This window comes from Streptomyces sp. NRRL F-2580 (genome assembly GCF_000720115.1).
Lineage (GTDB): Bacteria > Actinomycetota > Actinomycetes > Streptomycetales > Streptomycetaceae > Streptomyces.
This window is the reverse complement of sequence record NZ_JOIR01000003.1, coordinates 333533-360506: the sequence shown is the minus strand read 5'-3', so window position 1 is coordinate 360506 and position 26974 is coordinate 333533. Positions and strand designations below refer to the sequence as shown.

Below are 26974 nucleotides of genomic sequence, written 5' to 3'. Positions count from 1 at the left end.
GTGCAACGGCCCCCGACCCCGGCCCGAGCGGCGCAGCCAACCCGCGCCCACCCCCGGCACAACCGGCCCCCCGCCCCGGTCCGCAGGGACCTCGCGGCGCCCCTTAAGCCTTGCGGGAGAGGGCCTCGCGGACCGCCTCCTCGGAGCGGGCGACCAGGGCCGAGCCGTCCTCGGCGGTGATGATCGGGCGCTGGATCAGCTTCGGGTGCGCGGCAAGGTGGGCGATCCAGAGCGCCCGCGCCGCTTCGGTCTCCTCGCGCGGCAGCTCCCGTACGCCGGTCTCCTTGGCCAGCGGGTCCGAGGTGCGCGTGATGTCCCACGGCTCCAGCCCGAGCCGGCCGAGCACCTCGCGGATCTCGTCCTCGGAGGGCACGTCCTCCAGGTACCGCCGCACGGTGTACTCGGCGCCCTCGGCGTCCAGCAGGGTCAGTGCGCTGCGGCACTTGGAACAGGCGGGATTGATCCAGATCTCCATGCCGCCAACCCTAGCCGGGGCCGGTCTGGCCAGGGGCTTCTGTCAGTGGTCCCCGGTAAAATCGAGGAAGAACGACAGGAAGCCAACTACCGTTTGGGAGGCTGTAGATGGCCACTGCCACCACCGTCCAGCCCGTCAAGAAGAAGCCGCTGCCGGCGGGCCTGCCCCGCGAGTGGTACGAGAGCCACAACCGCCGCCTGAAGGCGATGCGGCTGGCGATATCCCTGCTCGACTCGGGGACGTACGACCCTCGGCGCGCCACCAACCGGAAGATCCGGACGATGGCCGTCCGGACGGGGATCCACCGGCCGTCGAACGTCACCTGCAAGATGGTGCGCGCGTTCATCAAGGAGTCGTAACCCGGGCTGCCCGGTCATCCGACGCTCACCCCGATCCGTCCAAGGAGAGCAGCAGCAGGGCCACGTCGTCGCGCGGACCGCCGTCCGTGAAGGCCGCGAGGTCCCGCCACACCGCCCGGACCAGGCCGTCCGGGTCCCGTGCCAGTACGGGAACCCGGGCGGCCAGGGGGTAGAAGTGCCCGGCCGCGTCCCTGGCCTCGGTCACGCCGTCGGTGTGCAGCAGCAGTTGGTCCCCCGGCCGCAGCGGCAGCTCCGCCACCGCCGGCGGCGGGCCCGCGAGTCCCAGGCCCAGCGGCGGGCCGGGCTCCACCAGCAGTTCCTCCACCGCCGCCCCGCGCAGCCGCAGGGCGGGCGGATGCCCGCACGACACGATCCGTACGAGGTCCAGCCCGGGCGGGAACTCCAGCAGCACCGCCGTCGCGAACAGCTCCGGGTGCTCCACGGACGCGGCCTTCGCGTCCGTCACCAGCCGCCGGTCCAGCCGGCCCGCCACCGCCGCCAGCCCGGAGTCGTCGATCACGCCCTCGCGGAAGGCCCCGAGCAGCGCCGCCACCGTGCCCACCGCCGCCAGGCCGTGCCCCTGCACGTCCCCGACCAGTGCGCGCACGCCGTGCGGCCCGGCCCGTACGTCGTACAGGTCGCCGCCGACCAGGGTGCCGTGCTGCGCCGCCCGGTAGAGACCCGAGCAGCGCACCGCGCCCACCCGCTCCGGCACCGGCGGGAGCACCGCCAGCTGGGCCGCCTCGGCCACCGTCCGCACACTGACCAGCTGCGCGTCCCGGCGCTGGCGGACCCAGGCGATCACCACGCTCAGCAGCCCGACGACGGCCACCGTGGCCAGGTCCGTGCCGCGGGCATGGCCGACGCCGAGGGCCGGCAGCCCCAGCAGCAGGAGGACGACGGCGGCGAAGACCGCTGTCCCGCCCGCCCCGTACGCGAAGGCCGCCACCGGGGGCAGGCCCGCCAGGAAGAACCCCAGCTCCACGCCTGGGGTGAGCGCCTGCGCGAGCACAAGCCCCACCAAGGCCACCGCGGGCGCGAACCGGGCCCAGCGCGGCGGCGGCTCCCCGCGCAGCCTGCCAGGCTCCTCGCGTCCGCGTCTCACCCTTCCACCCTGGTACGCGGGCCCGACCCGCGCACCCCGGACCGGCCCGCCGGGTGGCTTCGTACGGCCCGTGCCGCGAGGCCCGGCCCGCGCACCCCGGGCTGGCCCGCCGGGTGGCTTCGTACGGCCCGTGCCGCGAAAGTGGTGGCGTGACGGGAAACGAGGGCTCGGAGAAGGCGCCCAGCAGGACGCACATCGAAGCGCACGGAACGGGCGACGGCGCGCAGAGCGCCGGGATCAGCACCCGGCTCAACTGGCTGCGCGCGGGGGTGCTCGGAGCCAACGACGGGATCATCTCCACGGCCGGCCTGGTGGTCGGTGTCGCCGGGGCCACCACCTCCCGCTCCGCGATCCTGGCGGCGGGGGTCGCCGGGCTGCTCGCGGGCTCACTGTCGATGGCGGCGGGGGAGTACGTCTCCGTCAGCTCGCAGCGGGACTCCGAACGGGCCGCGCTGGACCTGGAGCGGCGGGAGCTGGCCGAGGAGCCGGAGGCGGAGCTCGACGAACTCACCGACCTGCTCGCCGAGCGGGGACTGAGCCGGGGGGTGGCCCGGGAGGCGGCCGAGCAGCTGACGCAACGGGACGCGCTGCGGGCGCACGCCCGGGTGGAGCTCGGGATCAACCCCGACGAGCTGGCCAACCCGTGGCACGCGGCCTTCGCCAGTCTCATCGCCTTCACGGTCGGGGCGGTGCTGCCGCTGCTGGCGATCCTCCTGCCGGGGCCGTCCGCGCGGGTGCCGGTGACGGTGGTGGCCGTCGTCGCCGCGCTCACGCTGTGCGGGGTGCTCAGCGCGCGGCTCGGCGGGGCGCCGGCGCTCCGCGCGGTGGCGCGGAACGTGGGCGGCGGCGCGCTGGCGATGGCCGTCACCTACGCGGTGGGCACCTGGCTCGGCACGACCTGAACCGGGCTCCGCCCCCGACCCCGCGCCTCAAACGCCGGCGGGGCTGGATCTTCCAGCCCCGCCGGCGTTTGAGGCGCGGGCGCGGAGCGCCGTGGGGTGACGCCGAGGAAGCACTGCGCCGCACCAGAGACGTACGGTCGGCGCGGCCACCCTCCGGGGGAGAATGGCGGCATGCGTATCGCAGTCACCGGGGCGACCGGGCTCATCGGAAGCGCACTCGTGCGGTCCCTCCGGGCAGACGGGCACGAGGTGGTGCGGTTCGTGCGGCGGGAGCCGACGGGCGGGGACGAGGCGCGGTGGGATCCCGCGCGCGGGTACGTCGACCCCGCGGGGCTGGCCGGCTGCGGGGCCGTCGTGCACCTGGCCGGGGCCGGGATCGGGGACCACCGGTGGACGGCGGCGTACAAGAAGGAGATCCGCGACAGCCGGGTGCTCGGGACCGCCGCGATCGCCCGGGCCGTGGCCGCGCTCGACGAGCCGCCCGCCGTGCTCGTCAGCGGTTCCGCCGTCGGCTACTACGGGGACACCGGCGACCGGGCCGTGGACGAGGACGCCCCCGCCGGGCAGGGCTTCCTGCCCTCGGTCTGCGTGGAGTGGGAGGCCGCCGCCGCGCCCGCCCGGAGCGCCGGGATCCGGACCGCGTACGCCCGTACCGGACTGGTCGTCGCCCGTGAGGGCGGGGCCTGGGGCCGGATGTTCCCGCTCTTCCGTGCCGGTCTCGGCGGCCGGCTCGGCAACGGCCGCCAGTACTGGTCGTTCATCTCCCTCCGGGACGAGGTCGCGGCCCTGCGCCACATCATCGACACCCCCGGCATCGAAGGCCCCGTCAACCTCACCGCCCCCGAGCCGCTGACCAATCGCCAGGTCACCGCGGCCATGGGCCGGGTGCTGCACCGGCCCACGCTGCTGCCGGTACCGGCGCCCGCGCTGCGCATCGTGCTCGGGGAGCTCTCCGCGGACGTGCTGGGCAGTCAGCGGGCCCGCCCCGCCCGGCTGCTGGAGTCCGGATTCGTCTTCCGCGACCCCGGCATCGAGCAGGCCATCCGCGCCGCCCTCTGAACGACCGGACCCGAGTCCCGCGCATGCCGCCCCGGGAGAGCAGCCCCGGGAGAGCAGCGCCGGGAGAGCAGCGCCGGGAGAGTCCCGATGGGAGAGCCCCGACGGGAGAGCCTCGACGGGTGAACCGCGCCGCGTGCGACCGCCGTGCGACCGTTCGTGACCCGGATGCGACCGTCGTGCGACCGGAGTTGACCGTAATACCCCGCCGAACTCGGGTTCCCGTGGAGCCGGTTGGGGGAAGGAGGATCCCCACACAGCCGCGCCGACCTCGGGGAGGGGCACGTGCTCAGCAGCGCACACCATGCCGCGCACCATGCGGACGTCGTCATCGTAGGGGCCGGAGTCTCAGGACTCGCGGCCGCGCAGCACCTGATCGCAGCGGGAGTCACGGTCACCGTCCTGGAGGCCGCGGACGACCCCGGCGGCCGGATGGCCACGGAGTCGGCCGACGGGTTCCGGCTGGACCGGATCGGCCAGCTGCTCAACACCTCGTACACGGAACTCGAACGCACCCCGGGCCTGCGGGGTCTGACCCTGCGACCCTTCGTGCCCGGGGTCCTGGTCCACACCGACGGCAAACAGCTGCGGGTCGGGGCCCTCACCCCGGCCCGGGCCCTCGCCAGCGGCTCCCTCGACCAGGCCCGGCTCAGCGCCGCCCTCGGCCGGCTCGCCGCCCTGCCCGAGGACAGACTGCTCGCCCGTCCCGAACGCACCGCGGACGCCGCCCTGCGCTCCCGCGGACTGCCGCCGCGCACCCTCAACGGGGTGCTCCGGCCGCTGCTCGCCGCCCTGCTCCGCGATCCGGAACTCACCACCTCCAGCCGGGTCGCGGACCTCGCCCTGCGGACCTTCGCCCGCGGCCGGCTCGCCGTGCCCGAGGGCGGCGCCGCGGCCCTGCCCGACCTGCTCGCCGCCGCCCTGCCGCCCGGCACCGTCCGGACCGGCGTCCGGGTCCGCTCGGTGGCGACGAACCTGGTCACCACCGAGGAGCACGGCGACTTCAGCTGCCGCTCCGTCCTCCTCGCCACCGGCGCCCGCGCCGCCGCCGAGCTCCTGCCCGGCCTGCGCGTGCCCACCTTCCACGCGGTCACCGTCCTGCACCACGCCACCGCCACGCCCCTGTACCGGGACGGCTCGCTGCTCCTGGACGCGGACCCGAAGTGGCCCGTCTCGCACACCGCCGTGATGAGCGCGGTCGACCCGACGCGCGCCCCGGCCGGCCGGAGCCTGGTCACCACGACCGTGCTCGGACCGCCGCCGCCCGTACGGACGGTCGCCTCGCGCCTCGCCCGGCTCTACGACACCGCCACCCGGGACTGGGAGCTGCTGGCCGTCCACCACACCCCGGAGGCCGTGCCCGCCATGCCCCCGCCCCACGACCTGCGGCGCCCGGTACGAGTGCTGGCCGGGCTGTACGTGTGCGGCGACCACCGCGACACCAACACCGTCCAGGGAGCCCTGCACTCGGCCCGCCGGGCCGCCGGCGCCCTCCTGCGCGACTTCGGCATCCCGCTCCCGGCCACCCCGGAGCCCGCACTCCCGGTGGCGGCCTGAGAACCACCCGGTGACTGCCCCGCGCTTCGAGGGCCGCGCACGGCGATTCCAGCCTCGCCGGCGTTCGAGGCGCGGGGGTTCGGGGGCAGCACCCCCGCGGCCGCCCCGCAGGGTCACGACAACGCCGCCACCCGGTCCCGGTAGGTCCGCACCGCCGAAGCGTCCCGGTACGGCTCCAGCCGCCGCTCGAAGTCCCGTACGTACTCCACCGCCCGCACCGACCGCATCTCCGACGCCTGCTGCGCCGCCTCCGCGCCCAGCGCGCACGCCTGGTCCAGCTCGCCCAGCCCCAGCCGGGCCGTGGCCAGCACCACCCGGCAGAACAGCCGGGACCGCGCGTACCCCGGCGCCCTCAGCTGCAGGGACCGCTCCGCGTGCTGGGCCGAGGCCCGGTACTGCTGGAGGTCCCGGTGGCAGTGCCCGAACTCGTCCGCGAGCTGCGCCTCGTCGTAGAAGCGCGCCCAGTGCGGAACGTCGTCCCCCGGCCGGGCCGCGCCCAGCGCCCTCTCGGCCCGCACCAGCGAGGCCGTCGACGCCCGGACCTCGCCGAGCACCGCGTGCCCCCGCGCCTCCGCCGAGTGCAGCAGCGCCTGCACCACCGGCGGCGGGCCGGAGCCCACGCCCTGCTGGGCCACCCGGGCCAGCTGCACCGCCTCCCGGCCGTGGCCGAGGTAGACCGCCTGCCGGCTCATGGTGACCAGCACGTACGAGCCGTAGGGGCGGTCGGCGGCCGCCTGCGCGAGCCGCAGGGCCTGCACGAAGTACCGCTGGGCGAGCCCGTGCGCCGCGATGTCGTACGAGGTCCAGCCCGCGAGCCGGGTCAGATCGGCGGCGGCCGAGAACAGCCGGCGCCCGGTGGTCTCCCCGTAGGTGCCGCGGAGCATGGGCTCCGCCTCGTGTTCCAGGTACCGCACCAGCGCCTGCCGGGCGTGGCCGCCGCCGTAGGCCTGGTCCAGGGTGCGGAACAGCTCGCTCACCGATCTCAGCGCGGCGATGTCCCCGCCGGTCACCCGCTGCCCGGGGCCCCGGTCGATCTGCCGCTGCCGGGGCACCGTGACCCGGCCCTGCAGCGGGACGCGGACCGCCGCCGGATCCGCGCCCCGGCCCACCCGTTCGTCGGGCCGCCCGATCAGCCAGTCCCGGCTCGGGACGACCAGCCCGGCCGGGGTGAAGGCGATCTTCCGGAGCTCGGCGTGCGAGCCGGAGTCCTTGCGCCAGAGCCCGCTCGCGATGTCCACGGCCTCCTCCGGCGTGGCCGCGAACTCCAGCCCCGCGTACACGGGTGCGCAGGCGTCCAGTCCCAGGTCCTGCGCGGAGAGCCGGCGCCCCAGGCGCCGGGTGAACACCTCGGCGATGAGCGCGGGGGTGGTCCCGCGCGGCTGCTGCCCGCGCAGCCAGCGGGTCACGGAGGTCTTGTCGTACCGCAGATCGAGACCGTGTTCCAGGCCGAGCTGATCGACGCGACGGGCGAGCCCGGCGTTGGAGAACCCGGCTTCCGCGATCAGCGCCGCGAGCTGCCGGTTGGGGACGCGCTGGGCAGGTCGTTCCGTCATCGGCTCCACGGTCTCCTGACGTGACGGACCGGAGTCCCGGCCCTGTGAACGGCGTGAATGTAGCGGCGAACTTCGTCCATGCCGCCCTCTCTGCCCCACATTCATCCGATCGTGTGCAGAATGCGTAGGGCCCTTTACGGACCGACCCCTTCTGCCCGCATAGGCTGCGGACCATGACCCCTCGGCCCCACGGGGCGCACCTCCCCGAGGAGCGAACCGAATCCACCGCCCCGCTGCCCCCGCCCGAACTGACCGAGGCGGAGTGCCGGCGCTGCGGCACCTACATCGCCGGGCTCGACGGGCGGTACGCGTGCGGGGTGTGCGGCTGGGTCAACGACCACTCGGAGGGCCACCGGCGGCTGCCCCGCGCGGACGAGGACCCGGACCGGCCGCCGAAGGGCCGGCGCCGCCCGAAGCAGCTGCCGTGGCCCCCGGTGCAACCGGCGCCGACGCCCGCCGCGGAGCCCGGCCCGGAGCCTCCCGCCGGGGTGCTGAAGGAGTCCTGAAGGGGCCCTGAAGGGCCTCGAACGGGTCGCCGTACCCTTGCTCAGTGAAGTACGTGCACACAGCAGGTTCGATGAGGAGGCGCTGCGGTGGCTGAGCTTGGGTTTGTCCATCTGGGCTACGGGCCGGAATCCGTCGAGTACACCGTGGCCTGGGAAGAACAGCGCAGGGTGCACGCGGCCCGCTTCGCCGACGAGGTCGAGGACACCTGCCTGCTGCTGGAGCACCTGCCGGTCTACACGGCGGGCCGGCGCACCGACCCCAGTGAGCGTCCGCTCGACGGCACGCCCGTGGTCGACGTGGACCGCGGCGGCAAGATCACCTGGCACGGCCCGGGCCAGCTGGTCGGCTACCCGATCATGAAGCTGCCCCGCCCGGTGGACGTGGTCGCGCACGTCCGCCGCCTGGAGGAGGCGCTGATCCGCACCGCCGCCGAGTTCGGCCTGGAGACCACCCGGGTCGAGGGCCGCAGCGGCGTCTGGGTGCTCGGCGACCCCGTCGAGGACCGCCCCACGATCGGCGGGCTCTCGCTGGACCTCGACCCGCGGCTGCACGACGAGGAGTTCGACGCCCGGCTCAACGGTCCCGAGTACGCGCCGTCCAACGCCGGCCAGCGCCGCGAGGACCGCAAGCTCGCCGCCATCGGCATCCGGGTCGCCAAGGGCGTCACGATGCACGGCTTCGCGATCAACGTGAACCCGGACAACACCTGGTTCGACCGCATCGTGCCCTGTGGCATCCGGGACGCCGGTGTGACCTCGCTCTCCTACGAACTGGGCCGCGAGATCACCATCGCCGAGGTGCTGCCGGTCGTCGAACGGCACCTGAAGGACGTACTGGAGCACGCGGAGCTGCGGCCCCGCGACACGGAGCCCGCCGCGGGCGTCTGACGCCCCGGGAATGCGGCCGCCCCCTCGCAGGTTGGCCGACGTAAGAGCGTACGAAATTACGGGCGTACCCTGGTGGGCGCCCGAACAATCGAAGTCACAGGGAGCCGGTCGTGTCCGCAGTCGCACCCGACGGACGCAAGATGCTGCGCCTGGAGGTCCGTAACGCCCAGACCCCCATCGAGCGCAAGCCCGAGTGGATCAAGACCCGGGCGAAGATGGGTCCCGAGTACACCAAGATGCAGGCCCTGGTGAAGGGCGAAGGACTGCACACGGTGTGCCAGGAAGCCGGCTGTCCCAACATCTACGAATGCTGGGAGGACCGCGAGGCCACCTTCCTCATCGGTGGCGACCAGTGCACCCGGCGCTGTGACTTCTGCCAGATCGACACGGGCAAGCCCGAGGCCCTGGACCGGGACGAGCCGCGCCGTGTCGGCGAGTCCGTGGTCACCATGGACCTGAACTACGCCACCATCACCGGCGTCGCGCGCGACGACCTGGCCGACGGCGGCGCCTGGCTGTACGCGGAGACCGTGCGCCAGATCCACCAGCAGACGGCGGGCCGCGAGAGCGGGCACACCAAGGTCGAGCTGCTGGCTCCCGACTTCAACGCGGTCCCGGAGCTGCTGGAGGAGGTCTTCGCCTCCCGCCCCGAGGTCTTCGCGCACAACGTCGAGACCGTGCCCCGCATCTTCAAGCGGATCCGCCCCGGCTTCCGCTACGAGCGCTCGCTCGACGTGATCACCAAGGCCCGCGCCTACGGCCTGGTCACCAAGTCGAACCTGATCCTCGGCATGGGCGAGGAGCGCGAGGAGGTCTCGCAGGCCCTGAAGGACCTCCACGAGGCCGGCTGCGAGCTCATCACCATCACCCAGTACCTGCGGCCCTCGCCGCGGCACCACCCCGTCGAGCGCTGGGTGAAGCCGGCCGAGTTCGTGGAGCTGGCGAAGGAGGCCGAGGAGATCGGCTTCTCCGGTGTGATGTCGGGCCCGCTGGTCCGCTCTTCCTACCGGGCGGGGCGTCTTTACACCCAGGCGATGGAGAAGCGCGCCGCGAGCGTGTGAACTCGCGCACAAAAGCTTACTAGTCGGTAATACCGCAGCGACGCGGCCCCTAGGCTCTTTCAAGGAAGAGCCCGGTGGGCCGCGTCAATGTTTCGACACGTTTGACCGCGAGGTCATGCGCTGGTAACACCAATCAGTGACGCTGGGTCCACGCACCGCACACACCGCAGTACGCTCGCACGCACCGCACGCACGCTCGCTACACGCACTGCCGACGTGAGTTCCGTGAAAGGGATCGACATCATGCAGGCCGCGCCCGTACGCGCCATCGCCATCCCGTCCGTCTCCGACGCCTTCAGGGGCATCGAGTCCCTGCTGATGAGCGGCGCCCGCCGGAACGCCTGGACGGCGGTGCTCGAAGACCGCCGCAGGGCCAAGGACCGGGTCGAAACCGAACACGTACTTGAGGCCGCGGCTACCCGAACCCCCCAGGCCACGTAAACTTCGCTGTATGGCGAGGAAGTCAAACGCAGAGACTGCTGCGAACCCCGGGCGACTGAAGCAGATCGCCCTCACGTACAAGATGACGCGCAAGGCCGACCCGAAGGTCGGTCTGATCGTCGCGGGCGTGGGAATTGTCACCTTCGGTGTCCTTCTTGCGATCGGCTTCCTGATCGGGCACGAGCTCTACCTGGGCATCCTGGGCTTCCTCGTGGCGTTCCTCGCGATGGCGATCGTCTTCGGACGACGGGCCGAGCGGGCTGCCTTCGGGCAGATGGAGGGACAGCCGGGCGCGGCCGCGGCCGTACTGGACAACGTCGGCCGGGGCTGGACGACGACTCCGGCCGTCGCGATGACCCGGCAGCAGGACATCGTCCACCGGGCTGTCGGCAAGGCCGGCGTCGTGCTGATCGCGGAGGGCAACCCCAACCGGGTCAAGCCGCTGCTCGCGAACGAGAAGAAGAAGCTGGCCCGGATCATGCCGGACGTGCCGGTGCACGACTTCATCGTGGGCACGGGCGAGGGCGAGGTGCCGCTCAAGAAGGTGCGCACCACCCTGCTGAAGCTGCCGCGCGTGCTGGCGGGCCCGCAGATCACCGCAATCAACGACAAGCTGCGCGCCATGGGTGACCTCATGAGCAACATGCCGCTGCCGAAGGGCCCCATGCCCAAGGGCATGAAGATGCCGCGCGGCGGGAAGATGCGCTGACCCGCTGACCTGATTTTCGTATACGACACAGGGGCGCCCCCGAGCCGACCGGCTCGGGGGCGCCCCTGTGTTCCTGTTCCGTCCCGCGTGTCCGCGTGTCCTCCGAGGTCCTAGATGCGGACCTGGACGGCGCGTGCCAGCCGGTCGTGCAGGCCGCGGCCGTCCCGGTCCCAGATCAGCGCCGGGATGACCAGGGCCAGCAGCAGCGTGCGCAGGAGCACCCGGCCGACGCCGAGGCGGCCGCCGTTCTCCGAGACCACCCGGAGGCCAAGGATCCGCTTGCCGGGGGTGAAGCCCACGGTGCCGATCGTCAGGACGCTCAGGGCCAGGAAGAGCCAGAGGGTCCAGTTGCCCGCCGCGGCCACGTCGCCGCCCGTGATCAGCCCGTACGCGATGACCTGGCAGCCGATCCAGTCGATGGCGACGGCGCCCAGCCGGCGCCCGAATCGTGCCACCGAGCCGGGTCCCTGCCGGGGCAGGCCGAGCCGCTGACCCGGATAGCCGAAGTCGACGCCCATCTCCTCGGCGGCCGCGCGGGGGCCGGAGAGCCAGGATCCGATTGCCTGTCTGTTGTCCACCCGACCACGGTACCGGTGGCGCCTCATGGCACTCCGGCGGGACCCTGGTTAACTTGTGCGAAACAAATGGGTCATGCTTGAGAAATCCCTTGTGCTTATGGTCGGGTCAGCGTGCGGCACCGCACTGACGCACCACGAGCTATAAAGCCCGCCCTGCCCCGGGGCCGGGAGTAGGAGGAGTTGGATGTTCCAGAACGCCGACGAAGTGAAGCAGTACATCGAGGAGAACGACGTCAAGTTCGTCGACGTCCGCTTCTGCGACCTGCCTGGTGTGATGCAGCACTTCACCATCCCGGCGCGGGCGTTCGACCCGGCGGAGGAGCTCGCCTTCGACGGCTCCTCGATCCGCGGCTTCCAGGCCATCCACGAGTCCGACATGGCTCTGCGTGCCGACATCACCACCGCGCGTCTGGACCCGTTCCGCAAGGACAAGACGCTCAACATCAACTTCTTCATCCACGACCCGATCACGGGTGAGGCCTACAGCCGCGACCCGCGCAACATCGCGAAGAAGGCCGAGGCGTACCTCGCCTCCACCGGCATCGCCGACACCGCGTTCTTCGGCCCCGAGGCCGAGTTCTACGTGTTCGACAGCGTGCGCTTCGCGACCTCCGCGAACGAGGGCTTCTACCACATCGACTCCGAGGCCGGTGCCTGGAACACGGGCTCCGAGGAGAACAACCGTGGTTACAAGGTCCGCTACAAGGGTGGTTACTTCCCCGTAGCCCCGGTCGACCACTTCGCGGACCTGCGCGCCGAGATCTCCCTCGAGCTGGACGCCCAGGGCCTCCAGGTCGAGCGCCAGCACCACGAGGTCGGCACCGGCGGCCAGGCCGAGATCAACTACAAGTTCAACACGCTGCTGGCCGCGGCCGACGACCTGATGCTCTTCAAGTATGTCGTGAAGAACGTCGCCTGGCGCAACGGCAAGACCGCGACCTTCATGCCGAAGCCGATCTTCGGTGACAACGGCTCGGGCATGCACGTGCACCAGTCGCTGTGGGCCAACGGCGACCCGCTGTTCTACGACGAGGCCGGCTACGCGGGCCTGTCGGACACCGCCCGCTACTACATCGGCGGCATCCTCAAGCACGCCCCGTCGCTGCTGGCGTTCACCAACCCGACGGTGAACTCGTACCACCGCCTGGTGCCGGGCTTCGAGGCGCCGGTCAACATGGTGTACTCGCAGCGCAACCGCTCCGCCGCCATGCGCATCCCGATCACGGGCTCGAACCCGAAGGCCAAGCGCGTCGAGTTCCGCGCGCCGGACCCGTCCTCGAACCCGTACCTCGCCTTCTCGGCGCTGCTCCTCGCCGGCCTCGACGGCATCAAGAACAAGATCGAGCCGATGGAGCCGATCGACAAGGACCTCTACGAGCTCTCGCCCGACGAGCACGCGAGCGTCCCGCAGGTCCCGACCAGCCTCGAGGACGTCCTCAAGGCCCTGGAGGCGGACCACGAGTACCTCCTGGCCGGCGGTGTCTTCACCCCCGACCTCATCGAGACCTGGATCGACTACAAGCGCACGCACGAGATCGCCCCGATCGCGCTGCGTCCGCACCCGCACGAGTTCGAGCTGTACTTCGACCTGTAGGTCGCGACCGCTCACGAACGAGCGTCATGCCTGATGGGAGGCCCCCCGCCACTCTCCACGGAGAGGGGCGGGGGGCCTTTCGCTTTGACAGGACAGCGAGGGAGGGGCGAGGGTGGAATGACCTAAATGACGTATAAGCGAGACACGTACGGAGGTGCATGAAGATGCGCCGAAGGATCGTTGCAGCATGCCTGGCGGGGGCCGCCGGGGTCACGATCGGCCTGATGCCCGTGGCCACCGCGTCGGCGAGCACCACTCCCACGGGGGGCGGCAGCTGGAGGTGCTCCGACAACCGCTGGCACGACTGGCGCTGGGACCAATGCTGCAACCGGGACTGGCGTGAGCGTCCGAGCTGGTGCTGGGACGACGGCGGAGTCGGCGGCAACAGCGGACGTCACCACTGGAACAACAACCGGAACGACTCGAACTGGCGTCACTCGAACTGGAACGACTCCGGCCGCGGCGGCAACGGCGACTGGGGCAACCACGACTGGAGCAACTGGGGCGGCGGTCGCGGCGGTGACGGCGGCAACGGCGGCGACGGCGGGTGGGGCGGCGTCCGCGGTGGCGACGGCGGCAACGGCGGCGACGGTGGTGGCGGCGGCTGGAGCGGCGGTCGTGGCGGCGACGGCGGCGACGGCGGCGGAAGCGGCTGGGGCGGTCACTGAGACCGACACCGACACCGAGGCCGATCGGGACGCCTACGACGCGTCCGACACGTACGACACGTACGACATGTACGACACATCCGACACGTAGGGCCGCGGGCCCGGGTCGATGCCCCTGCCGCGCTGAACTCAGCGCAGCAGGGGCATCGCGCCTGTGAGGTCGCGCAGGCAGCGGACCGCGAGTTCGGCCGGCGAACCGGTGCCCGAGACGGGCGCGTCCGTGGTCGACCACAGCTCCAGCGCGACGCGGATCGCGTCCGTGGCCGCCGCGGCGAGCAGCCGGACCTCCAGCGGATCGGCCTCCGGTCCGGCCAGCCGGGCGATCACCGGGACCAGGTGTTCCTCGGAGTCCTGGTTCACGCGGTACCAGACCGCCCGCAGCGCTTGGTCGCCCGCCGCCGCGCGCAGCAGGCCGCGGGTCACCCCCAGGCCCTCCTCGACCGCCTGCGGGCCGCTCAGGGAACGGGTGACGGCGCGTTCCAGCGCCTCGGCGAGGGGCGTACCGGGGGCCTCCTCGGCCAGTAGCGCGCGCCAGGCGTCGCCGCCGCCCGCGAGCAGCGGTGCCACCGCCTCCTGCTTGTTGCGGAAGTAGCGGTAGAAGGTGCGCAGTGCCACGCCCGCGCGGTGGGCGATGTCCTCGGCGGTGGTGCCGTCGGGGCCGTGTTCGGCGAACAGTTCGCAGGCGGCGCGGGCGATGTCGAGCTGGGTGGCGGCCTTGCGGCGCTCGGTCAGCGACTGGGCTCCGGTGCCGGCCTGGGGAGAGTACGGACGAGGGGATCTCACGGGGTGAAGCGTAACCTCCCCCCGCCCGCACGAATGACATTTCCTGACAGCATGGCAAAACGTGCCATCACTTCGGTACGCTCGCGCCATGAACCGTTACGAAGGACGTCGCGTCCTCATCACCGGCGGCGGCTCCGGCATCGGCCGCGCCACCGTCCACCGCATCCTCGCCGAGGGCGGCCTGGTCCACGCCGTGGACGTCAGCGAGGCCGGCCTCAAGGTCACCGCCGATCGTGCGGCCGCCGAGGGGCACCAGGACCGGCTCACCGCCGCCGTCCTCGACATATCCGACGAGAACGCGGTGAAGGAGGGCGTGGCCGCCGCGACCCTCGCGCTCGGCGGGCTCGACGTGCTCGTCAACGCCGCGGGCATCCTGCGCTCCGCGCACACCCACCAGACCACCCTCGACCTGTGGAACCAGGTCATCGGGGTCAACCTGACCGGCACCTTCCTGATGATCCGCGAGTCGCTCCCGGCCCTGCTGGCGGGAGACCGCCCGGCCGTCGTGAACTTCAGCTCCACCTCGGCGTCCTTCGCGCACCCCTACATGTCCGCCTACGCGGCCAGCAAGGGCGGCATCCAGTCCATGACCCACGCGCTGGCCGCCGAATACAGCAAGCAGGGCCTGCGCTTCACCTGCGTCGCGCCCGGCTCCATCGAGTCCGGCATGACCACCGGCAACGGCCCCGGCCTGCCCGAGGACACCGACTGGAGCCTGTTCACCAAGCTCGCCCCCGCCCTGGGCCAGGGCTTCGCCGGCCCCGAGACGGTGGCCGGCGTCGTCGCGATGCTGGGCTCCGAGGACGGCGCCTTCATCACCGGTACGGAGATCCGCATCGACGGCGGCACCCACTACTGATCAGGCGCGGAACCGGTCCCACAGCCGGGGGAAGCGCTCCGCGAGCACGGCTTCGTTCTCGAAGTCCAGCGGGGCGCCCTCCGGCTCCGCCGCCTGCAGCGGGACGCCCAGGTCCGGCGCCACCGACCCGGTCAGCTGCTCGTAGGCCTCGTCGGCCGCGTACCCCAGCTCCTCGCCGTCCCCGTCGATCTCCTCGTCGAAGTCGCCCAGCAGCTCGGCGAGATGGTCCGGATCGTGCACCGCGCCCTCGAACACCTCCCGTCCCTGCCCGATCAGCCAGCAACGGAAGTAGTCGAAGGCGTCGTCGCTCGCCCCGTCGAGCAGCACCCAGGCCGCGCCCCACAGGTCCCAGGTGTACGCCCGGTTGTAGCGCGACTCGAAGTGCCGGGCGAAGTCGAGGACGGAGTCCGGGTCGAGCCGGGTCAGCCGCTCCACGAGCAGCTCGGCGTGTTCCTCGGGGTCGCCGTCGGCGGCCTCGCGGGTACGGTCGACGATCTCCCAGAACTCCGTCTCGTCCATGCGATCCTCTCGAAAGTGGCCCGAGCCGACGCCGCGCCCTAGTACGTTCGGTGTCTGCCCTCGGGCAGAGGTCAGGGCTTGGCCTTCACAAGGGATCGCGATCCCAAGTGAGAAGCCGCCTGGATTCGTCCGGGAGGAGGAGTCACCACCGCTCCAGCATCACGGCTGGACCGCACCGACGCCACCGCGCGTACGGCGAAGGCCGGTATCCGTTCCCCCAGAGGGATGGATACCGGCCTTCGCCGTACCGACGGGCTCAGAGGCCGTAGCGCTCCCGGGCCTCCTTGACGGCGGACGCCGGCACCTCACCGCGGCGGGCGAGCTGGGCCAGCGCGGCCACCACGATCGACTGCGCGTCGACACCGAAGTGGCGGCGGGCGCCCTCACGGGTGTCGGACAGGCCGAAGCCGTCCGTGCCCAGCGAGGTGTAGTCCTGCTCCACCCACTGGCTGATCTGGTCCGGGACCTGACGCATCCAGTCGGAGACGGCGAGGACCGGGCCCTGGGCGCCTTCCAGCGCGCGGGTGACGTACGGGGTGCGCACCTCGCCGCGCAGCAGCGCCTCGTCGCACTCCAGCGCGTCGCGGCGCAGCTCGCCCCAGGAGGTGGCGGACCAGACGTCGGCCGACACGTTCCAGTCGGCGGCGAGCAGCTTCTGCGCCTCCAGGATCCAGTGGATCGCCGTACCGGAGGCCATCAGCTGGACCTTCGGCGCGTCGGCGGCCGGGGCCGCCTCCGCCAGGTCGGCCGCCGTGTTGAAGCGGTACAGACCCTTGAGGATGCCCTCTTCCACGCCCTCCGGCATGGCCGGCTGGACCTTCGGCTCGTTGTAGACCGTCAGGTAGTAGAAGACGTCCTCGGGCTGCTCGCCGTACATCCGGCGCAGACCGTCCTTGACGATCACCGCGATCTCGTACGCGAAGGCCGGGTCGTAGTTGAGCGACGCCGGGTTCGTGGACGCGATCAGGTGCGAGTGGCCGTCCGCGTGCTGGAGGCCCTCACCGGTCAGCGTGGTGCGGCCGGCGGTGGCGCCGACGATGAAGCCCTTGCCGAGCTGGTCGGCGAGCTGCCACATCTGGTCGGCGGTGCGCTGCCAGCCGAACATCGAGTAGAAGATGTAGAACGGGATCATCGGCTCGCCGTGCGTCGCGTACGACGTGCAGGCGGCGATGAAGTCGGCCATGGCGCCGGCCTCGGTGATCCCCTCGTTGAGGATCTGGCCGTCCTTGGCTTCCTTGTAGTACATGAGCTGGTCGCGGTCGACCGGCTCGTACGTCTGACCCAGCGGCGAGTAGATGCCGGCCGACGGGAACAGGGACTCCATACCGAAGGTGCGGGCCTCGTCGGGGACGATCGGCACCCAGCGCTTGCCGGTCTCCTTGTCCCGCATCAGGTCCTTGACGAGGCGGACGAAGGCCATGGTGGTGGCCATCTCCTGCTTGCCGGAACCCTTGAGCAGCGGGGCGAAGGAGCGGTCGGCCGGAGCCGGCAGGGCGACCTGCTTGACCTTGCGGGCCGGGGCCGGGCCGCCGAGCGCCGCGCGGCGCTCGTTCAGGTACTGGACCTCGGGGCTGTCCGCGCCCGGGTGGCCGTACGGGACCTGGCCGTCGGCGAAGGCGCTGTCCGGGATCGGGAGGCCAAGGAGGTCGCGCATGTCCTTGAACTCGTCGATCGTCAGCTTCTTCATCTGGTGGTTCGCGTTCTTCGACTCGAACCCGGCACCCAGCGTGTAGCCCTTGACGGTCTGCGCCAGGATGACCGTCGGCGCGCCCTTGTGCTCCAGGGCGGCCTTGTACGCGGCGTAGACCTTGCGGGGCTCGTGGCCGCCGCGGGAGCTGTGGAAGCACTCGGCGATCTTCGCGTCGGAGAGCACGCCGGCCAGCTGCACGAGCTCGGCGTTGGCGCCGAAGAAGTGCTGGCGGATGTAGGCCACGTCGCGGGTCGCGTACGTCTGGAACTGCGCGTCCGGTACCTCGCGCAGGCGGCGCACCAGGGCGCCCGTGGTGTCGAGCTGGAACAGCTCGTCCCAGGCCGAGCCCCACAGGGACTTGATGACGTTCCAGCCGGCGCCGCGGAACTGGGCCTCCAGCTCCTGGACCACGCGGAAGTTGGCGCGGACCGGACCGTCGAGGCGCTGCAGGTTGCAGTTGATGACGAAGGTCAGGTTGTCGAGCCGCTCGCGGGAGGCGAGGGCCAGGGCGGCGGTCGACTCGGGCTCGTCCATCTCGCCGTCGCCCAGGAAGGCCCAGACGTGCGAGTTGGCGGTGTCCTTGATGCTGCGGTTCTGCAGGTAGCGGTTGAAGCGCGCCTGGTAGATCGCGGACAGCGGGCCGAGGCCCATGGACACCGTCGGGAACTCCCACAGCCACGGCAGGCGCCGCGGGTGCGGGTAGGACGGCAGGCCGTTGCCGCCGGCCTCCTGGCGGAAGTTGTCGAGCTGCTGCTCGGAGATGCGCCCGTCGAGGAAGGCACGGGCGTAGATGCCGGGGGAGGCGTGGCCCTGGATGTAGAGCTGGTCGCCCGATCCGTCGGCCTCCTTCCCGCGGAAGAAGTGCTGGAAGCCGGTCTCGTACAGCCACGCGGCGGAGGCGAAGGTGGCGATGTGGCCGCCGACGCCGTACTTGGAGCCGCGGGTCACCATGGCGGCCGCGTTCCAGCGGTTCCACGCGGTGATCTTGGCTTCCATCTCCTCGTCACCGGGGAACTCGGGCTCCGCGGCGGTGGGGATGGTGTTGACGTAGTCCGTCTCCAGCAGCTTGGGGAGCGCGAGGCCGGCGGCCTCGGCGTGCTGGAGGGTGCGACGCAGCAGGTATTCGGCCCGGCGTGTACCGGCGGCCTTGGCGACGGCGTCGAGGGAGGCCGCCCACTCGGCGGTCTCCTCGGTGTCGCGGTCCGGGAGCTGGTCGAGCTCGCTCGGAAGCTTTCCTACGGGGTCGGACATCGCTGTGCGCCGCCTTCCGGGTAATGGAGAGGTGGTGAAAAAATCCCTGACGGGCAGGACAGGGTCGGCGGACCTGGTTGAGGTCCGCGACGACTGTAAATCGCTGATCGATGATCGATCAAATAAAAGTGACAAAGAAACGTCCATCTGACGAAAGTCGGCACCGCGTGCCAGGAAGAAAGGCACGCGGTGCCGGTCAAATGGGGGCAATGCCGGCGGCTCACGCCCTCGGAGCGCACCCCAGGACGTGCCGCTTCACGAGCAGACCGATGTCCGGGTCCTGGCTGCGGAACGCCTCGACCAGGGCCTCGTGCTCCTCGGCGTAAGACTTCTGGACGGTTCCCAGCCACCGGATCGACAGGGCCGTGAACACCTCGATGCCCAGGCTCTCCCAGGTGTGCAGCAGCACGCTGTTCCCGGCCGCCCGCACCATCTCCCGGTGGAAGCCCACCGTGTGCCGCACCTGCGCCGTGCCGTCCTCGATGCGGTCGGCCTCCCACAGGGCCGCCACGTGCGGCTCCAGGGCCGTGCAGTCGGCCGCCAGCCGCGGCGCGGCCAGCTCGGCCGCGATCTGCTCCAGGCCGGCCCGGACCGGGTAGATCTCCTCCAGGTCGGCCGCGGAGAGGTTCCGTACGCGCACGCCCTTGTTCGGCGCCGACTCGATCAGCCGCAGGGTCTCCAGCTCGCGCAGGGCCTCCCGTACGGGGGTCTGGCTGACCTCCAGCTCCACGGCGATCCGGCGCTCGACGATCCGCTCACCGGGCTTCCAGCGCCCGCTGACGATCCCCTCCACGATGTGCTCGCGGATCTGCTCGCGCAGCGAGTGCACGACGGGTGGGGTGATCATCGGGGCTTCATCTCCTGGTGGGTGTGCAGGGTCATGCGGGGCCTGATGCGTAGACAATACGGCGGCGCCCCCGCCCGGAAGTATCCCGGACGGGGGCGCCGACAGTGAGGCTGGTTACAAGCCGTTCGGCTCAGAGGCCGAGCTCGACCTCGAACTCGCCGGCTTCGAGGATCGCCTTGACGGCCGAGAGGTACCGGGCCGCGTCCGCGCCGTCCACCAGGCGGTGGTCGTAGGACAGGGTCAGGTACGTCATGTCGCGGATGCCGATGTTGGTGCCCTCGGCGGTCTCGATGACCACCGGGCGCTTCACCGTGGCACCGATGCCCAGGATGGCGACCTGGTTCGGGGGCACGATGACCGTGTCGAACAGCGCACCGCGCGAACCGGTGTTGCTGATGGTGAAGGTCGCGCCCGACAGCTCGTCCGGCGTGATCTTGTTGCCGCGGACCTTGGCGGCCAGGTCGGCCGTCGCCTTGGAGATGCCCGCCAGGTTGAGGTCACCGGCACCCTTGATGACCGGGGTCATCAGGCCCTTCTCGGAGTCCACGGCGATGCCGATGTTCTCCGAGTCGAAGTAGGTGATGGTGCCCTCGTCCTCGTTGATCCGGGCGTTGACGACCGCGTGGGCCTTCAGCGCCTGGGCAGCGGCCTTGACGAAGAACGGCATCGGCGAGAGCTTGACGCCCTCACGGGCCAGGAACGCGCCCTTGGCCTTCTCGCGCAGCTTCATGATCTTGGTGATGTCCACCTCGACCACGGAGCTGAGCTGAGCCTGCGAGTGCAGGGCCTTCATCATGTTGTCGCCGATGACCTTGCGCATGCGGGTCATCTTGACCGTCTGACCGCGCAGCTCGGACACCGCGGCGGCCGGGGCCTTGGCGGCGGGAGCGGCAGCCGGCGCCGGGGCGGCGGCAGCGGCCTTGGCGGCCTCGGCGGCGGCCAGGACGTCCTGCTTGCGGATGCGGCCACCGACGCCGGTGCCCGAGACCGTGGACAGGTTGACGCCGGACTCCGAGGCGAGCTTGCGCACCAGCGGGGTCACGTACGCGCCCTCGTCACCGGCGGAGACCGGGGCGACCGGAGCCGGAGCGGCGACAGGGGCAGGAGCGGCGGCCGGGGCAGGAGCGGCGGCCGGGGCCGGGGCGGCGGCCGGGGCCGGAGCGGCCACGGGAGCCGGGGCGGCGGCCGGAGCCGGAGCGGCAGCGGCGGGAGCGGCCACGGCCGGAGCCGGGGCGGCGGCCGGAGCGGCAGCCTGGACGGGAGCCGGGGCGGCGGCGGCCGGGGCGGCCGCGGGGGCGGCACCGGCGGCGCCGATGACGGCCAGAACGGCGCCGACCTCGGCCGTCTCGTCCTCGCCGATCCGGATCTCCAGCAGCGTGCCGGAGACCGGCGCGGGGATCTCGGTGTCGACCTTGTCCGTGGAGACCTCGAGCAGCGGCTCGTCGGCCTCGACGGACTCGCCGACCTGCTTCAGCCAGCGGGTGACGGTGCCCTCGGTGACGGACTCGCCCAGGGCGGGGAGCACGACATCGGTGCCGGACGCGGCCGGGGCAGCGGCGGCGGGTGCCTCGGCGGCCGGAGCCGGGGCCGCGGGGGCCTCGGCGACGGGGGCCGGAGCGGCGGGGGCCTCGGCGGCGGGGGCGGCGGCCGGCTCGGCGGCCGGAGCCTCCTCGGCGGCCGGAGCGCCGGAACCGTCGTCGATGACGGCCAGCTCGGCGCCGACCTCGACGGTCTCGTCCTCGGCGACCTTGATGGAGGCCAGGATGCCGGCGACGGGCGACGGGATCTCGGTGTCGACCTTGTCGGTCGACACCTCGAGCAGCGGCTCGTCGGCCTCGACGCGCTCGCCCTCGGCCTTCAGCCAGCGGGTGACAGTGCCCTCGGTGACGCTCTCACCGAGCGCCGGAAGGGTTACGGAAACCGACATGGTTTCAGTTGCTCCTAACGAAAGTGCGGAAGTGGTCGTCGCGCCCGTGACGATTAGTCGTGGGAGTGAAGCGGCTTGCCGGCCAGGGCCAGGTGGGCCTCGCCGAGCGCCTCGTTCTGGGTCGGGTGCGCGTGGATGAGCTGCGCGACCTCGGCCGGCAGAGCCTCCCAGTTGTAGATCAGCTGGGCCTCGCCGACCTGCTCGCCCATCCGGTCACCGACCATGTGGACGCCGACCACGGCACCGTCCTTGACCTGGACGAGCTTGATCTCGCCCGCGGTCTTCAGGATCTTGCTCTTGCCGTTGCCCGCCAGGTTGTACTTCAGGGCCACGACCTTGTCCGCACCGTAGATCTCCTTGGCCTTGGCCTCGGTGATGCCGACGGAAGCGACCTCGGGGTGGCAGTAGGTGACGCGCGGCACGCCGTCGTAGTCGATCGGGACGGTCTTGAGACCGGCCAGACGCTCCGCCACCAGGATGCCCTCGGCGAAGCCGACGTGCGCGAGCTGCAGGGTCGGGACGAGGTCACCGACGGCCGAGATGGTCGGCACGTTGGTCTGCATGTACTCGTCGACCAGGACGTAGCCGCGGTCCATCGCGACGCCCTGCTCCTCGTAACCCAGGCCCTGCGAGACCGGACCGCGGCCGACCGCGACCAGGAGCACCTCGGCCTCGAAGGTCTTGCCGTCGGCCAGCGTCACGCGGACGCCGTTCTCCGTGTACTCGGCCTTGTCGAAGAAGGTGCCGAGGTTGAACTTGATGCCGCGCTTGCGGAACGCGCGCTCCAGCAGCTTGGAGCTGTTCTCGTCCTCGACCGGAACGAGGTGCTTGAGGCCCTCGATGACGGTGATGTCTGAGCCGAAGGACTTCCACGCCGAGGCGAACTCGACGCCGATGACGCCGCCGCCCAGGACGATCGCGGACTCGGGCACGCGGTCCAGGACCAGCGCGTGGTCCGAGGAGATGATGCGGTTGCCGTCGATGTTCAGGCCCGGCAGCGACTTCGGCACGGAGCCGGTCGCCAGCAGGATGTGGCGGCCCTGGATGCGCTGGCCGTTCACGTCGACGGAAGTCGGGGAGGAGAGGCGGCCCTCTCCCTCGATGTAGGTCACCTTGCGGGAGGCGACCAGGCCCTGCAGGCCCTTGTACAGGCCCGAGATGACCTCGTCCTTGTACTTCTGGACCCCCGCGATGTCGATGCCCTCGAAAGAGGCCTTGACACCGAACTGGGCGGCTTCGCGAGCCTGGTCCGCGATCTCGCCCGCGTGCAGCAGAGCCTTCGTGGGGATGCAGCCGTTGTGCAGGCAGGTGCCGCCGAGCTTGTTCTTCTCGATCAGGGCAACGTCCAGACCCAGCTGGGATGCGCGCAGCGCCGCGGCGTAACCGCCACTGCCACCGCCGAGGATCACTAGGTCGAAAACGGTGCTGGCGTCGTTCGCCACGTCACGTCCTCCATGCATGTGCGCCGGGCACCGGTCCTCTGTGACCGGGCGGCGGCTGGTAATCGGCCGCTTGTTTCTTCGGCCCTGTGGTGGGGGCCCTGTCCTGCCGAGAACCCATCTTCGCATTTGTCGGGGGAACGCGGGACGCCGGGCCCGCACTGTGGGCGGAGCTTCTGTCCGAGGTGAGGGTTACCGATGCGTAGAAACGTACGGATCCCCGATTATTCGCCATAAGCCGAACGCACCCCGGGCCCTGACCCGCGCCCGGGGTGCGTCACGTCTCACATCCGGGTGGTCAGCCCAGGTCGCCCGTGGCCGTGCGCTCGGCCAGCCGCACCAGGGTGCGCACGGCCGAGCCGGTGCCGCCCTTGGGGGTGTAGCCGTGCGGCGCGCCCTCGTGGAAGGCCGGGCCGGCGATGTCGAGGTGGGCCCAGGTGATGCCCTCGCCGACGAACTCCTGCAGGAAGAGGCCGGCCACCAGGCCGCCGCCCATCCGGACACCCATGTTCGCGATGTCGGCGGTGGGGGAGTCCATGGTCTTGCGCAGCTCGGCGGGGAGCGGCATCGGCCAGGAGGACTCGCCGACCTCCTCGGCGATCTCGTGGATCGAGGTGCGGAAGGCGTCGTCGTTCGCCATGATCCCGAAGGTGCGGTCGCCGAGGGCGAGCACCATGGCGCCGGTCAGCGTGGCGACGTCGACGATCGCGTCCGGGTTGTCCTCGGAGGCCTTGGTCAGCGCGTCACCGAGGACCAGACGGCCCTCGGCGTCCGTGTTGAGGACCTCGACGGTCTTGCCGCTGTACATGCGCAGCACGTCACCGGGCTTGGTGGCGGAGCCGGACGGCATGTTCTCGGCGAGCGCGAGCCAGCCGGTGACGTTGACCCGCAGGCCCAGCTTCGCGGCCGCGACGACGGAGGCGAAGACGGCGGCGGCGCCGGCCATGTCGCACTTCATCGTCTCGTTGTGGCCGGCCGGCTTCAGGGAGATGCCGCCCGAGTCGTAGGTGATGCCCTTGCCGACGAAGGCCAGAGTCTTCTCCGCCTTGGGGTGCGTGTAGCTGAGCTTCACCAGGCGCGGCGGGTTCTCGGAGCCCTTGCCGACGCCCATGATGCCGCCGTAGCCGCCCTTGACCAGGGCCTTCTCGTCCAGCACCTGGACCTTGATGCCGTTCTCCTTCGCGGCCGCGGAGGCGACCGCGGCGAAGGCCTCGGGGGTCAGGTCGTTCGGCGGGGTGTTCACCAGGTCACGGGCGATGTTGACCTCGGTCGCGACGACCGCGGCGCGCTCGGCGGCGGCCTTGTGCTCCTTGTCGCGGGGCTTGGCGCCCAGCAGCGCCACCTCGGCGAGCGGCTGCTTCGGACCGGAGTCCTTGCCGTTGCCGGCCTTCTTCTCGCCGCCCTGGTACGCGGTGAACGCGTACGCGCCCAGCAGCGCGCCCTCGGCGACGGCGGTGACGGCCGAGGCGTCCTCCAGCGGGAGGGCGAAAGCGGCCTTCTTGGTGCCGTGCAGCGCGCGGGCGGCGGCGCCGGCGGCGCGGCGCAGCACCTCCTCGTCGAACGACTCGTCCTTCTCCGGGACGGAGCCGAGCCCCACCGCCAGCACGACCGGGACCTTGAGGCCTGCCGGAGCCGGCAGCTTGGTGATCTCGCCTTCGGCGCCCGAGGCGCCGAGCGCTTCGAGGAGGCCGGCGAGCTTACCGTCGTACGCCTTGTCCACGGCCTCGGCGCCCGCGGCGACCATCGGGCCCTTGGGGCCCTTCGCGACGCCGACGACGAGGGCGTCGGCGCGGAGCGTCGCCGCGCCGGCAGTGCTGAGAGTCAGAGCAGTCACGGTGGTGAAGTCTCGCTTCCGTTTGTGTGTGTGGGCCGAGTGGGTGGACGGCCATCCGTAGCGATCGTATTCGGGCCCGACGGCCGCCAGAAATGAGCCTACGCGCACGGGCTCGCCCGCACGCCACTCGAAGGTTTGGCAAGTTGTTCGATCAAGGGGCCGCCAGGTTCACCCATCCGTGGACTCTGCTCCAGGTTTGCCTCGTAGACCTGACGAGGTCCGAGAGACTCGGTCCACTCTCGCAAGGGGACGCGGGGTTCCTTTGCATGATTTCCACAGAGCCTCCCCGGCCCGGCCGTCCGCCATGGGCCGTGTCGAGGGATGCCTGCGGGGGGAAAGGCCGAAATGGTCAACAAGAATCGGATGAACAGGCTCGCCGCCGTCATGGCCGCAGCAGCCCTGGTGTCCGTGGCAGTACCCGCCGCGTCCGCCCAGGCGGCCGAGGCACCGCGGATCGACCTGAAGGTGCTCGTCGTCGACGACGGCGGCAGCTCGGTCCAGGCGGTCACCGCGGAACTCCGGGACACCGGAGTCCCGTACACCCGCGTCGAGCTGGGCAGCGCGAGCCGCCCGGTCATCAACGCGGCGTTCCTCAGCGACACCCTCGACGGCCGGCCGCGCGCCAAGTACCAGGGCGTCGTCCTGCCGAACGAGAACCCCTTCGGCGAGGGCTCGGCCGAGATGGCCGCGCTCGCCGCGTACGAGACGACGTACGGGATCCGCCAGGTCGACGCCTACACCTGGGCGCACCCGGGCGTCGGGCTGGAGTACACCGACAACGGCGGCTACAGCGGCCAGCTCGACGGCACCCAGGCCGCGGTCACCCCGGCCGGCAAGACGGGGCCCTTCGCCTACCTCGGCGGACAGGTCACCTTCGAGGACAACTCCGCCCTCGTCCCCGAGAGCTTCGGGTTCATGGGCAAGCCGCGCCCCGGCTACACCAGCTACCTCGACGCCCCCGTCGGCTCCGGCCGGGCCTCGCTCGTCGGCGAGTACGCCCACGACGGGCGCAACGAACTGGTCGTCACCTTCGGCTACAACCAGTACCAGCAGCAGTTCCGGCTGCTCGCCCGCGGCATCGTCGACTGGCTCACCCAGGGGATCCACCTCGGCCAGAGCCGCAACTACTTCGCGGTCCACGTCGACGACGTCTTCGCCCCCGACGCCCGCTGGAACAAGGACCTGAACTGCACGCCGGGCGACTACGCCTGCGCGGGCGGCGAGGGCAAGGAGAGCACCATCCGGATGACCGCCGCCGACGCCGTGTACGCGGCGCAGTGGCAGACGTCCAAGAACTTCAAGCTCGACATGCTCTTCAACGGGGGCGCCGGCGAGGAGTGGAAGGCCGAGAACGGCGGGGTCGACGCCCTGACCGCCCAGCTCGTCGCCGACCGCGCCAAGTACCGCTGGATGAACCACACCTACACCCACCCGTTCCTCGGCTGCGTCCAGAACACCGCCGTCGTCCCCTGGACCTGCACGAAGAACGCCCAGGGCGCCGTCCAGTACATGAGCCGCGCCGACATCGCCGCCCAGATCCGCGACAACAACAACTGGGCCGCCTCCAAGGGCATCACCACCGACCGGACCGAGCTCGTCACCGGTGAGCACTCCGGCCTCAAGACCGCACCGCAGCAGCCCGTGGACAACCCCAACCTGGCCGGCGCCCTCGCCGACACCGGGGTCAAGTGGGCCGGCAGCGACAACTCCCGCGAGCCCGCCCAGCGGGCGGTCGGCGCGTCCCTCACCGTCCCCCGGCACCCGATGAACGTGTACTACAACACGGGCACCAACGCCGAGATGGCCGACGAGTACAACTGGATCTACACCAGCCGCGCCGCCGGCGGCAGCGGCGCCTGCGAGGACAACCCGGGGACCTCCACCTGCCTCCCGGCCGCGCTCGACGTCGCCACCGGCTACCTCCAGTACATCGTCCCGCAGGAGGCCCGGACCGCCCTGCGCCACGTACTGGCCAACGACCCCCGCCCGCACTACGTCCACCAGGCCAACCTGGCCGAGGACCGGACCCTCTACCCCGTGCTCAACCAGGTCCTGGACAGCTACCGCACCCTCTACGCGCCCAGCGCGCCGATCGTCAACCAGAGCATGAAGGACACCGGCGTCGAGCTCCAGCGCCGCGCCGCCTGGGACAAGGCGCTCGCGGACGGCAAGGTCACCGCGTACCGCGTCGGCACCACCGTCACCGTGAAGGCGCCCTCCGGAGTCGTCGCCCCGGTCACCGCCCCCACCGGGACGAAGAAGCAGATGCTGCTCGGCACCAGCGACTTCGGCACCGCGTACGCCGGCACCCGCTCCACCTGGACCGCCCCGGAGCTGCTCCAGAGCGCCGTCACGCTCAAGCTGCCCAGCTGA

24 protein-coding genes are annotated in these 26974 nt (G+C 71.6%); 13 read left to right on the top strand and 11 right to left on the bottom strand.

All coding sequences use genetic code 11. The features are described from left to right. Positions 1–103: 103 nt before the first annotated feature. Positions 104–475, bottom strand: a complete 372-nt coding sequence (locus IF88_RS0104715) for an ArsC/Spx/MgsR family protein (protein WP_030707563.1) — start codon at positions 473–475, stop codon at positions 104–106. Between the two features lie 107 nt (positions 476–582). On the opposite strand from IF88_RS0104715, the gene IF88_RS0104710 reads away from it, so the two are divergent. Next, positions 583–834 (top strand): hypothetical protein, encoded by a 252-nt coding sequence (locus IF88_RS0104710; RefSeq protein ID WP_030707561.1) that lies wholly within the window; start codon positions 583–585, stop codon positions 832–834. Between the two features lie 25 nt (positions 835–859). On the opposite strand, the gene IF88_RS0104705 is transcribed toward IF88_RS0104710, so the two are convergent. Next, a complete protein-coding gene (locus tag IF88_RS0104705; RefSeq protein WP_037805491.1) occupies positions 860–1939 on the bottom strand; it encodes a PP2C family protein-serine/threonine phosphatase in 1080 nt (359 codons plus the stop codon). Between the two features lie 194 nt (positions 1940–2133). Between IF88_RS0104705 and IF88_RS0104700 the strand changes: the two genes are divergently transcribed. The 3 genes from IF88_RS0104700 to IF88_RS0104690 all read left to right on the top strand — a co-directional run bounded on the left by IF88_RS0104700 (position 2134) and on the right by IF88_RS0104690 (position 5454). After that, positions 2134–2841 carry a VIT1/CCC1 transporter family protein gene (locus tag IF88_RS0104700; RefSeq protein ID WP_030707557.1) on the top strand — a complete coding sequence of 236 codons (708 nt, stop codon included), beginning with the start codon at positions 2134–2136 and terminating at the stop codon, positions 2839–2841. Between the two features lie 171 nt (positions 2842–3012). Beyond that, on the top strand, positions 3013–3900 hold the full coding sequence (locus IF88_RS0104695) for a TIGR01777 family oxidoreductase (RefSeq protein ID WP_030707555.1): 888 nt from the start codon (positions 3013–3015) through the stop codon (positions 3898–3900). A gap of 282 nt (positions 3901–4182) precedes the next feature. Next, entirely contained in the window at positions 4183–5454 is a 1272-nt protein-coding gene (locus tag IF88_RS0104690) for an NAD(P)/FAD-dependent oxidoreductase (protein WP_030707553.1), read from the top strand. 113 nt (positions 5455–5567) lie between these two features. On the opposite strand, the gene IF88_RS0104685 is transcribed toward IF88_RS0104690, so the two are convergent. After that, complete coding sequence (locus IF88_RS0104685) at positions 5568–7007, bottom strand: hypothetical protein (protein WP_030707552.1); 1440 nt, start codon at positions 7005–7007, stop codon at positions 5568–5570. 173 nt (positions 7008–7180) lie between these two features. Here IF88_RS0104685 and IF88_RS0104680 point away from each other — a divergent pair, with 173 nt between their 5' ends. The 5 genes from IF88_RS0104680 to IF88_RS0104660 all read left to right on the top strand — a co-directional run bounded on the left by IF88_RS0104680 (position 7181) and on the right by IF88_RS0104660 (position 10612). Beyond that, the gene (locus IF88_RS0104680) at positions 7181–7513 is read left to right on the top strand and encodes a hypothetical protein (RefSeq protein WP_037805490.1); all 333 of its coding nucleotides are present in this window, start codon (positions 7181–7183) and stop codon (positions 7511–7513) included. Between the two features lie 87 nt (positions 7514–7600). Next, positions 7601–8401 carry a lipoyl(octanoyl) transferase LipB gene (gene lipB / locus IF88_RS0104675; protein WP_030707548.1) on the top strand — a complete coding sequence of 267 codons (801 nt, stop codon included), beginning with the start codon at positions 7601–7603 and terminating at the stop codon, positions 8399–8401. A 110-nt stretch (positions 8402–8511) separates the two neighbouring features. Then, positions 8512–9462, top strand: coding sequence for a lipoyl synthase (lipA, locus tag IF88_RS0104670; RefSeq protein ID WP_030707546.1), 951 nt, complete (start codon positions 8512–8514; stop codon positions 9460–9462). A gap of 243 nt (positions 9463–9705) precedes the next feature. Next, a complete protein-coding gene (locus tag IF88_RS0104665; RefSeq protein ID WP_030707544.1) occupies positions 9706–9903 on the top strand; it encodes a hypothetical protein in 198 nt (65 codons plus the stop codon). A 10-nt stretch (positions 9904–9913) separates the two neighbouring features. Beyond that, positions 9914–10612: a DUF4191 domain-containing protein gene (locus IF88_RS0104660; protein WP_030707542.1), complete on the top strand. Its 699-nt coding sequence runs from the start codon at positions 9914–9916 to the stop codon at positions 10610–10612. Positions 10613–10722: 110 nt separating this feature from the next. Here IF88_RS0104660 and IF88_RS0104655 read toward each other — a convergent pair whose 3' ends face one another. Further along, entirely contained in the window at positions 10723–11190 is a 468-nt protein-coding gene (locus tag IF88_RS0104655) for an RDD family protein (protein ID WP_030707540.1), read from the bottom strand. A gap of 184 nt (positions 11191–11374) precedes the next feature. Here IF88_RS0104655 and glnA point away from each other — a divergent pair, with 184 nt between their 5' ends. Further along, positions 11375–12784, top strand: a complete 1410-nt coding sequence (glnA, locus tag IF88_RS0104650; RefSeq protein ID WP_030707538.1) for a type I glutamate--ammonia ligase — start codon at positions 11375–11377, stop codon at positions 12782–12784. Between the two features lie 158 nt (positions 12785–12942). Further along, on the top strand, positions 12943–13452 hold the full coding sequence (locus IF88_RS47175; RefSeq protein WP_051836438.1) for a hypothetical protein: 510 nt from the start codon (positions 12943–12945) through the stop codon (positions 13450–13452). Positions 13453–13581: 129 nt separating this feature from the next. On the opposite strand, the gene IF88_RS0104635 is transcribed toward IF88_RS47175, so the two are convergent. Beyond that, entirely contained in the window at positions 13582–14235 is a 654-nt protein-coding gene (locus tag IF88_RS0104635; protein WP_037805489.1) for a TetR/AcrR family transcriptional regulator, read from the bottom strand. An 88-nt stretch (positions 14236–14323) separates the two neighbouring features. Between IF88_RS0104635 and IF88_RS0104630 the strand changes: the two genes are divergently transcribed. Further along, positions 14324–15094 (top strand): SDR family NAD(P)-dependent oxidoreductase, encoded by a 771-nt coding sequence (locus IF88_RS0104630; RefSeq protein ID WP_030707534.1) that lies wholly within the window; start codon positions 14324–14326, stop codon positions 15092–15094. Here IF88_RS0104630 and IF88_RS0104625 read toward each other — a convergent pair whose 3' ends face one another. From IF88_RS0104625 to IF88_RS0104600, 6 genes are all read right to left on the bottom strand, one after another. Next, positions 15095–15613 carry a DUF4240 domain-containing protein gene (locus IF88_RS0104625; RefSeq protein ID WP_030707532.1) on the bottom strand — a complete coding sequence of 173 codons (519 nt, stop codon included), beginning with the start codon at positions 15611–15613 and terminating at the stop codon, positions 15095–15097. A 256-nt stretch (positions 15614–15869) separates the two neighbouring features. Next, positions 15870–18554 carry a pyruvate dehydrogenase (acetyl-transferring), homodimeric type gene (gene aceE / locus IF88_RS0104620; protein ID WP_030707530.1) on the bottom strand — a complete coding sequence of 895 codons (2685 nt, stop codon included), beginning with the start codon at positions 18552–18554 and terminating at the stop codon, positions 15870–15872. A gap of 220 nt (positions 18555–18774) precedes the next feature. After that, positions 18775–19398: a GntR family transcriptional regulator gene (locus IF88_RS0104615; RefSeq protein WP_030707528.1), complete on the bottom strand. Its 624-nt coding sequence runs from the start codon at positions 19396–19398 to the stop codon at positions 18775–18777. A 133-nt stretch (positions 19399–19531) separates the two neighbouring features. Next, positions 19532–21328: a 2-oxoglutarate dehydrogenase, E2 component, dihydrolipoamide succinyltransferase gene (sucB, locus tag IF88_RS0104610; protein WP_030707526.1), complete on the bottom strand. Its 1797-nt coding sequence runs from the start codon at positions 21326–21328 to the stop codon at positions 19532–19534. Between the two features lie 53 nt (positions 21329–21381). Further along, positions 21382–22770, bottom strand: coding sequence for a dihydrolipoyl dehydrogenase (lpdA, locus tag IF88_RS0104605; RefSeq protein WP_030707524.1), 1389 nt, complete (start codon positions 22768–22770; stop codon positions 21382–21384). 295 nt (positions 22771–23065) lie between these two features. Next, positions 23066–24601 (bottom strand): leucyl aminopeptidase, encoded by a 1536-nt coding sequence (locus IF88_RS0104600; RefSeq protein WP_030707522.1) that lies wholly within the window; start codon positions 24599–24601, stop codon positions 23066–23068. Positions 24602–24946: 345 nt separating this feature from the next. Here IF88_RS0104600 and IF88_RS0104595 point away from each other — a divergent pair, with 345 nt between their 5' ends. Beyond that, the gene (locus IF88_RS0104595) at positions 24947–26974 is read left to right on the top strand and encodes a hypothetical protein (protein ID WP_051836435.1); all 2028 of its coding nucleotides are present in this window, start codon (positions 24947–24949) and stop codon (positions 26972–26974) included.

Bases quoted from the DNA above. Each gene is read 5' to 3' on its own strand.
- IF88_RS0104715 (WP_030707563.1), bottom strand. From the start codon at position 475: ATGGAGATCTGGATCAATCCCGCCTGTTCCAAGTGCCGCAGCGCACTG.
- IF88_RS0104710 (WP_030707561.1), top strand. From the start codon at position 583: ATGGCCACTGCCACCACCGTCCAGCCCGTCAAGAAGAAGCCGCTGCCG.
- IF88_RS0104695 (WP_030707555.1), top strand. From the start codon at position 3,013: ATGCGTATCGCAGTCACCGGGGCGACCGGGCTCATCGGAAGCGCACTC.
- IF88_RS0104685 (WP_030707552.1), bottom strand. From the start codon at position 7,007: ATGACGGAACGACCTGCCCAGCGCGTCCCCAACCGGCAGCTCGCGGCG.
- IF88_RS0104680 (WP_037805490.1), top strand. From the start codon at position 7,181: ATGACCCCTCGGCCCCACGGGGCGCACCTCCCCGAGGAGCGAACCGAA.
- IF88_RS0104665 (WP_030707544.1), top strand. From the start codon at position 9,706: ATGCAGGCCGCGCCCGTACGCGCCATCGCCATCCCGTCCGTCTCCGAC.
- IF88_RS0104660 (WP_030707542.1), top strand. From the start codon at position 9,914: ATGGCGAGGAAGTCAAACGCAGAGACTGCTGCGAACCCCGGGCGACTG.
- glnA (WP_030707538.1), top strand. From the start codon at position 11,375: ATGTTCCAGAACGCCGACGAAGTGAAGCAGTACATCGAGGAGAACGAC.
- IF88_RS47175 (WP_051836438.1), top strand. From the start codon at position 12,943: ATGAAGATGCGCCGAAGGATCGTTGCAGCATGCCTGGCGGGGGCCGCC.
- IF88_RS0104630 (WP_030707534.1), top strand. From the start codon at position 14,324: ATGAACCGTTACGAAGGACGTCGCGTCCTCATCACCGGCGGCGGCTCC.
- IF88_RS0104625 (WP_030707532.1), bottom strand. From the start codon at position 15,613: ATGGACGAGACGGAGTTCTGGGAGATCGTCGACCGTACCCGCGAGGCC.
- aceE (WP_030707530.1), bottom strand. From the start codon at position 18,554: ATGTCCGACCCCGTAGGAAAGCTTCCGAGCGAGCTCGACCAGCTCCCG.
- sucB (WP_030707526.1), bottom strand. From the start codon at position 21,328: ATGTCGGTTTCCGTAACCCTTCCGGCGCTCGGTGAGAGCGTCACCGAG.
- IF88_RS0104595 (WP_051836435.1), top strand. From the start codon at position 24,947: ATGGTCAACAAGAATCGGATGAACAGGCTCGCCGCCGTCATGGCCGCA.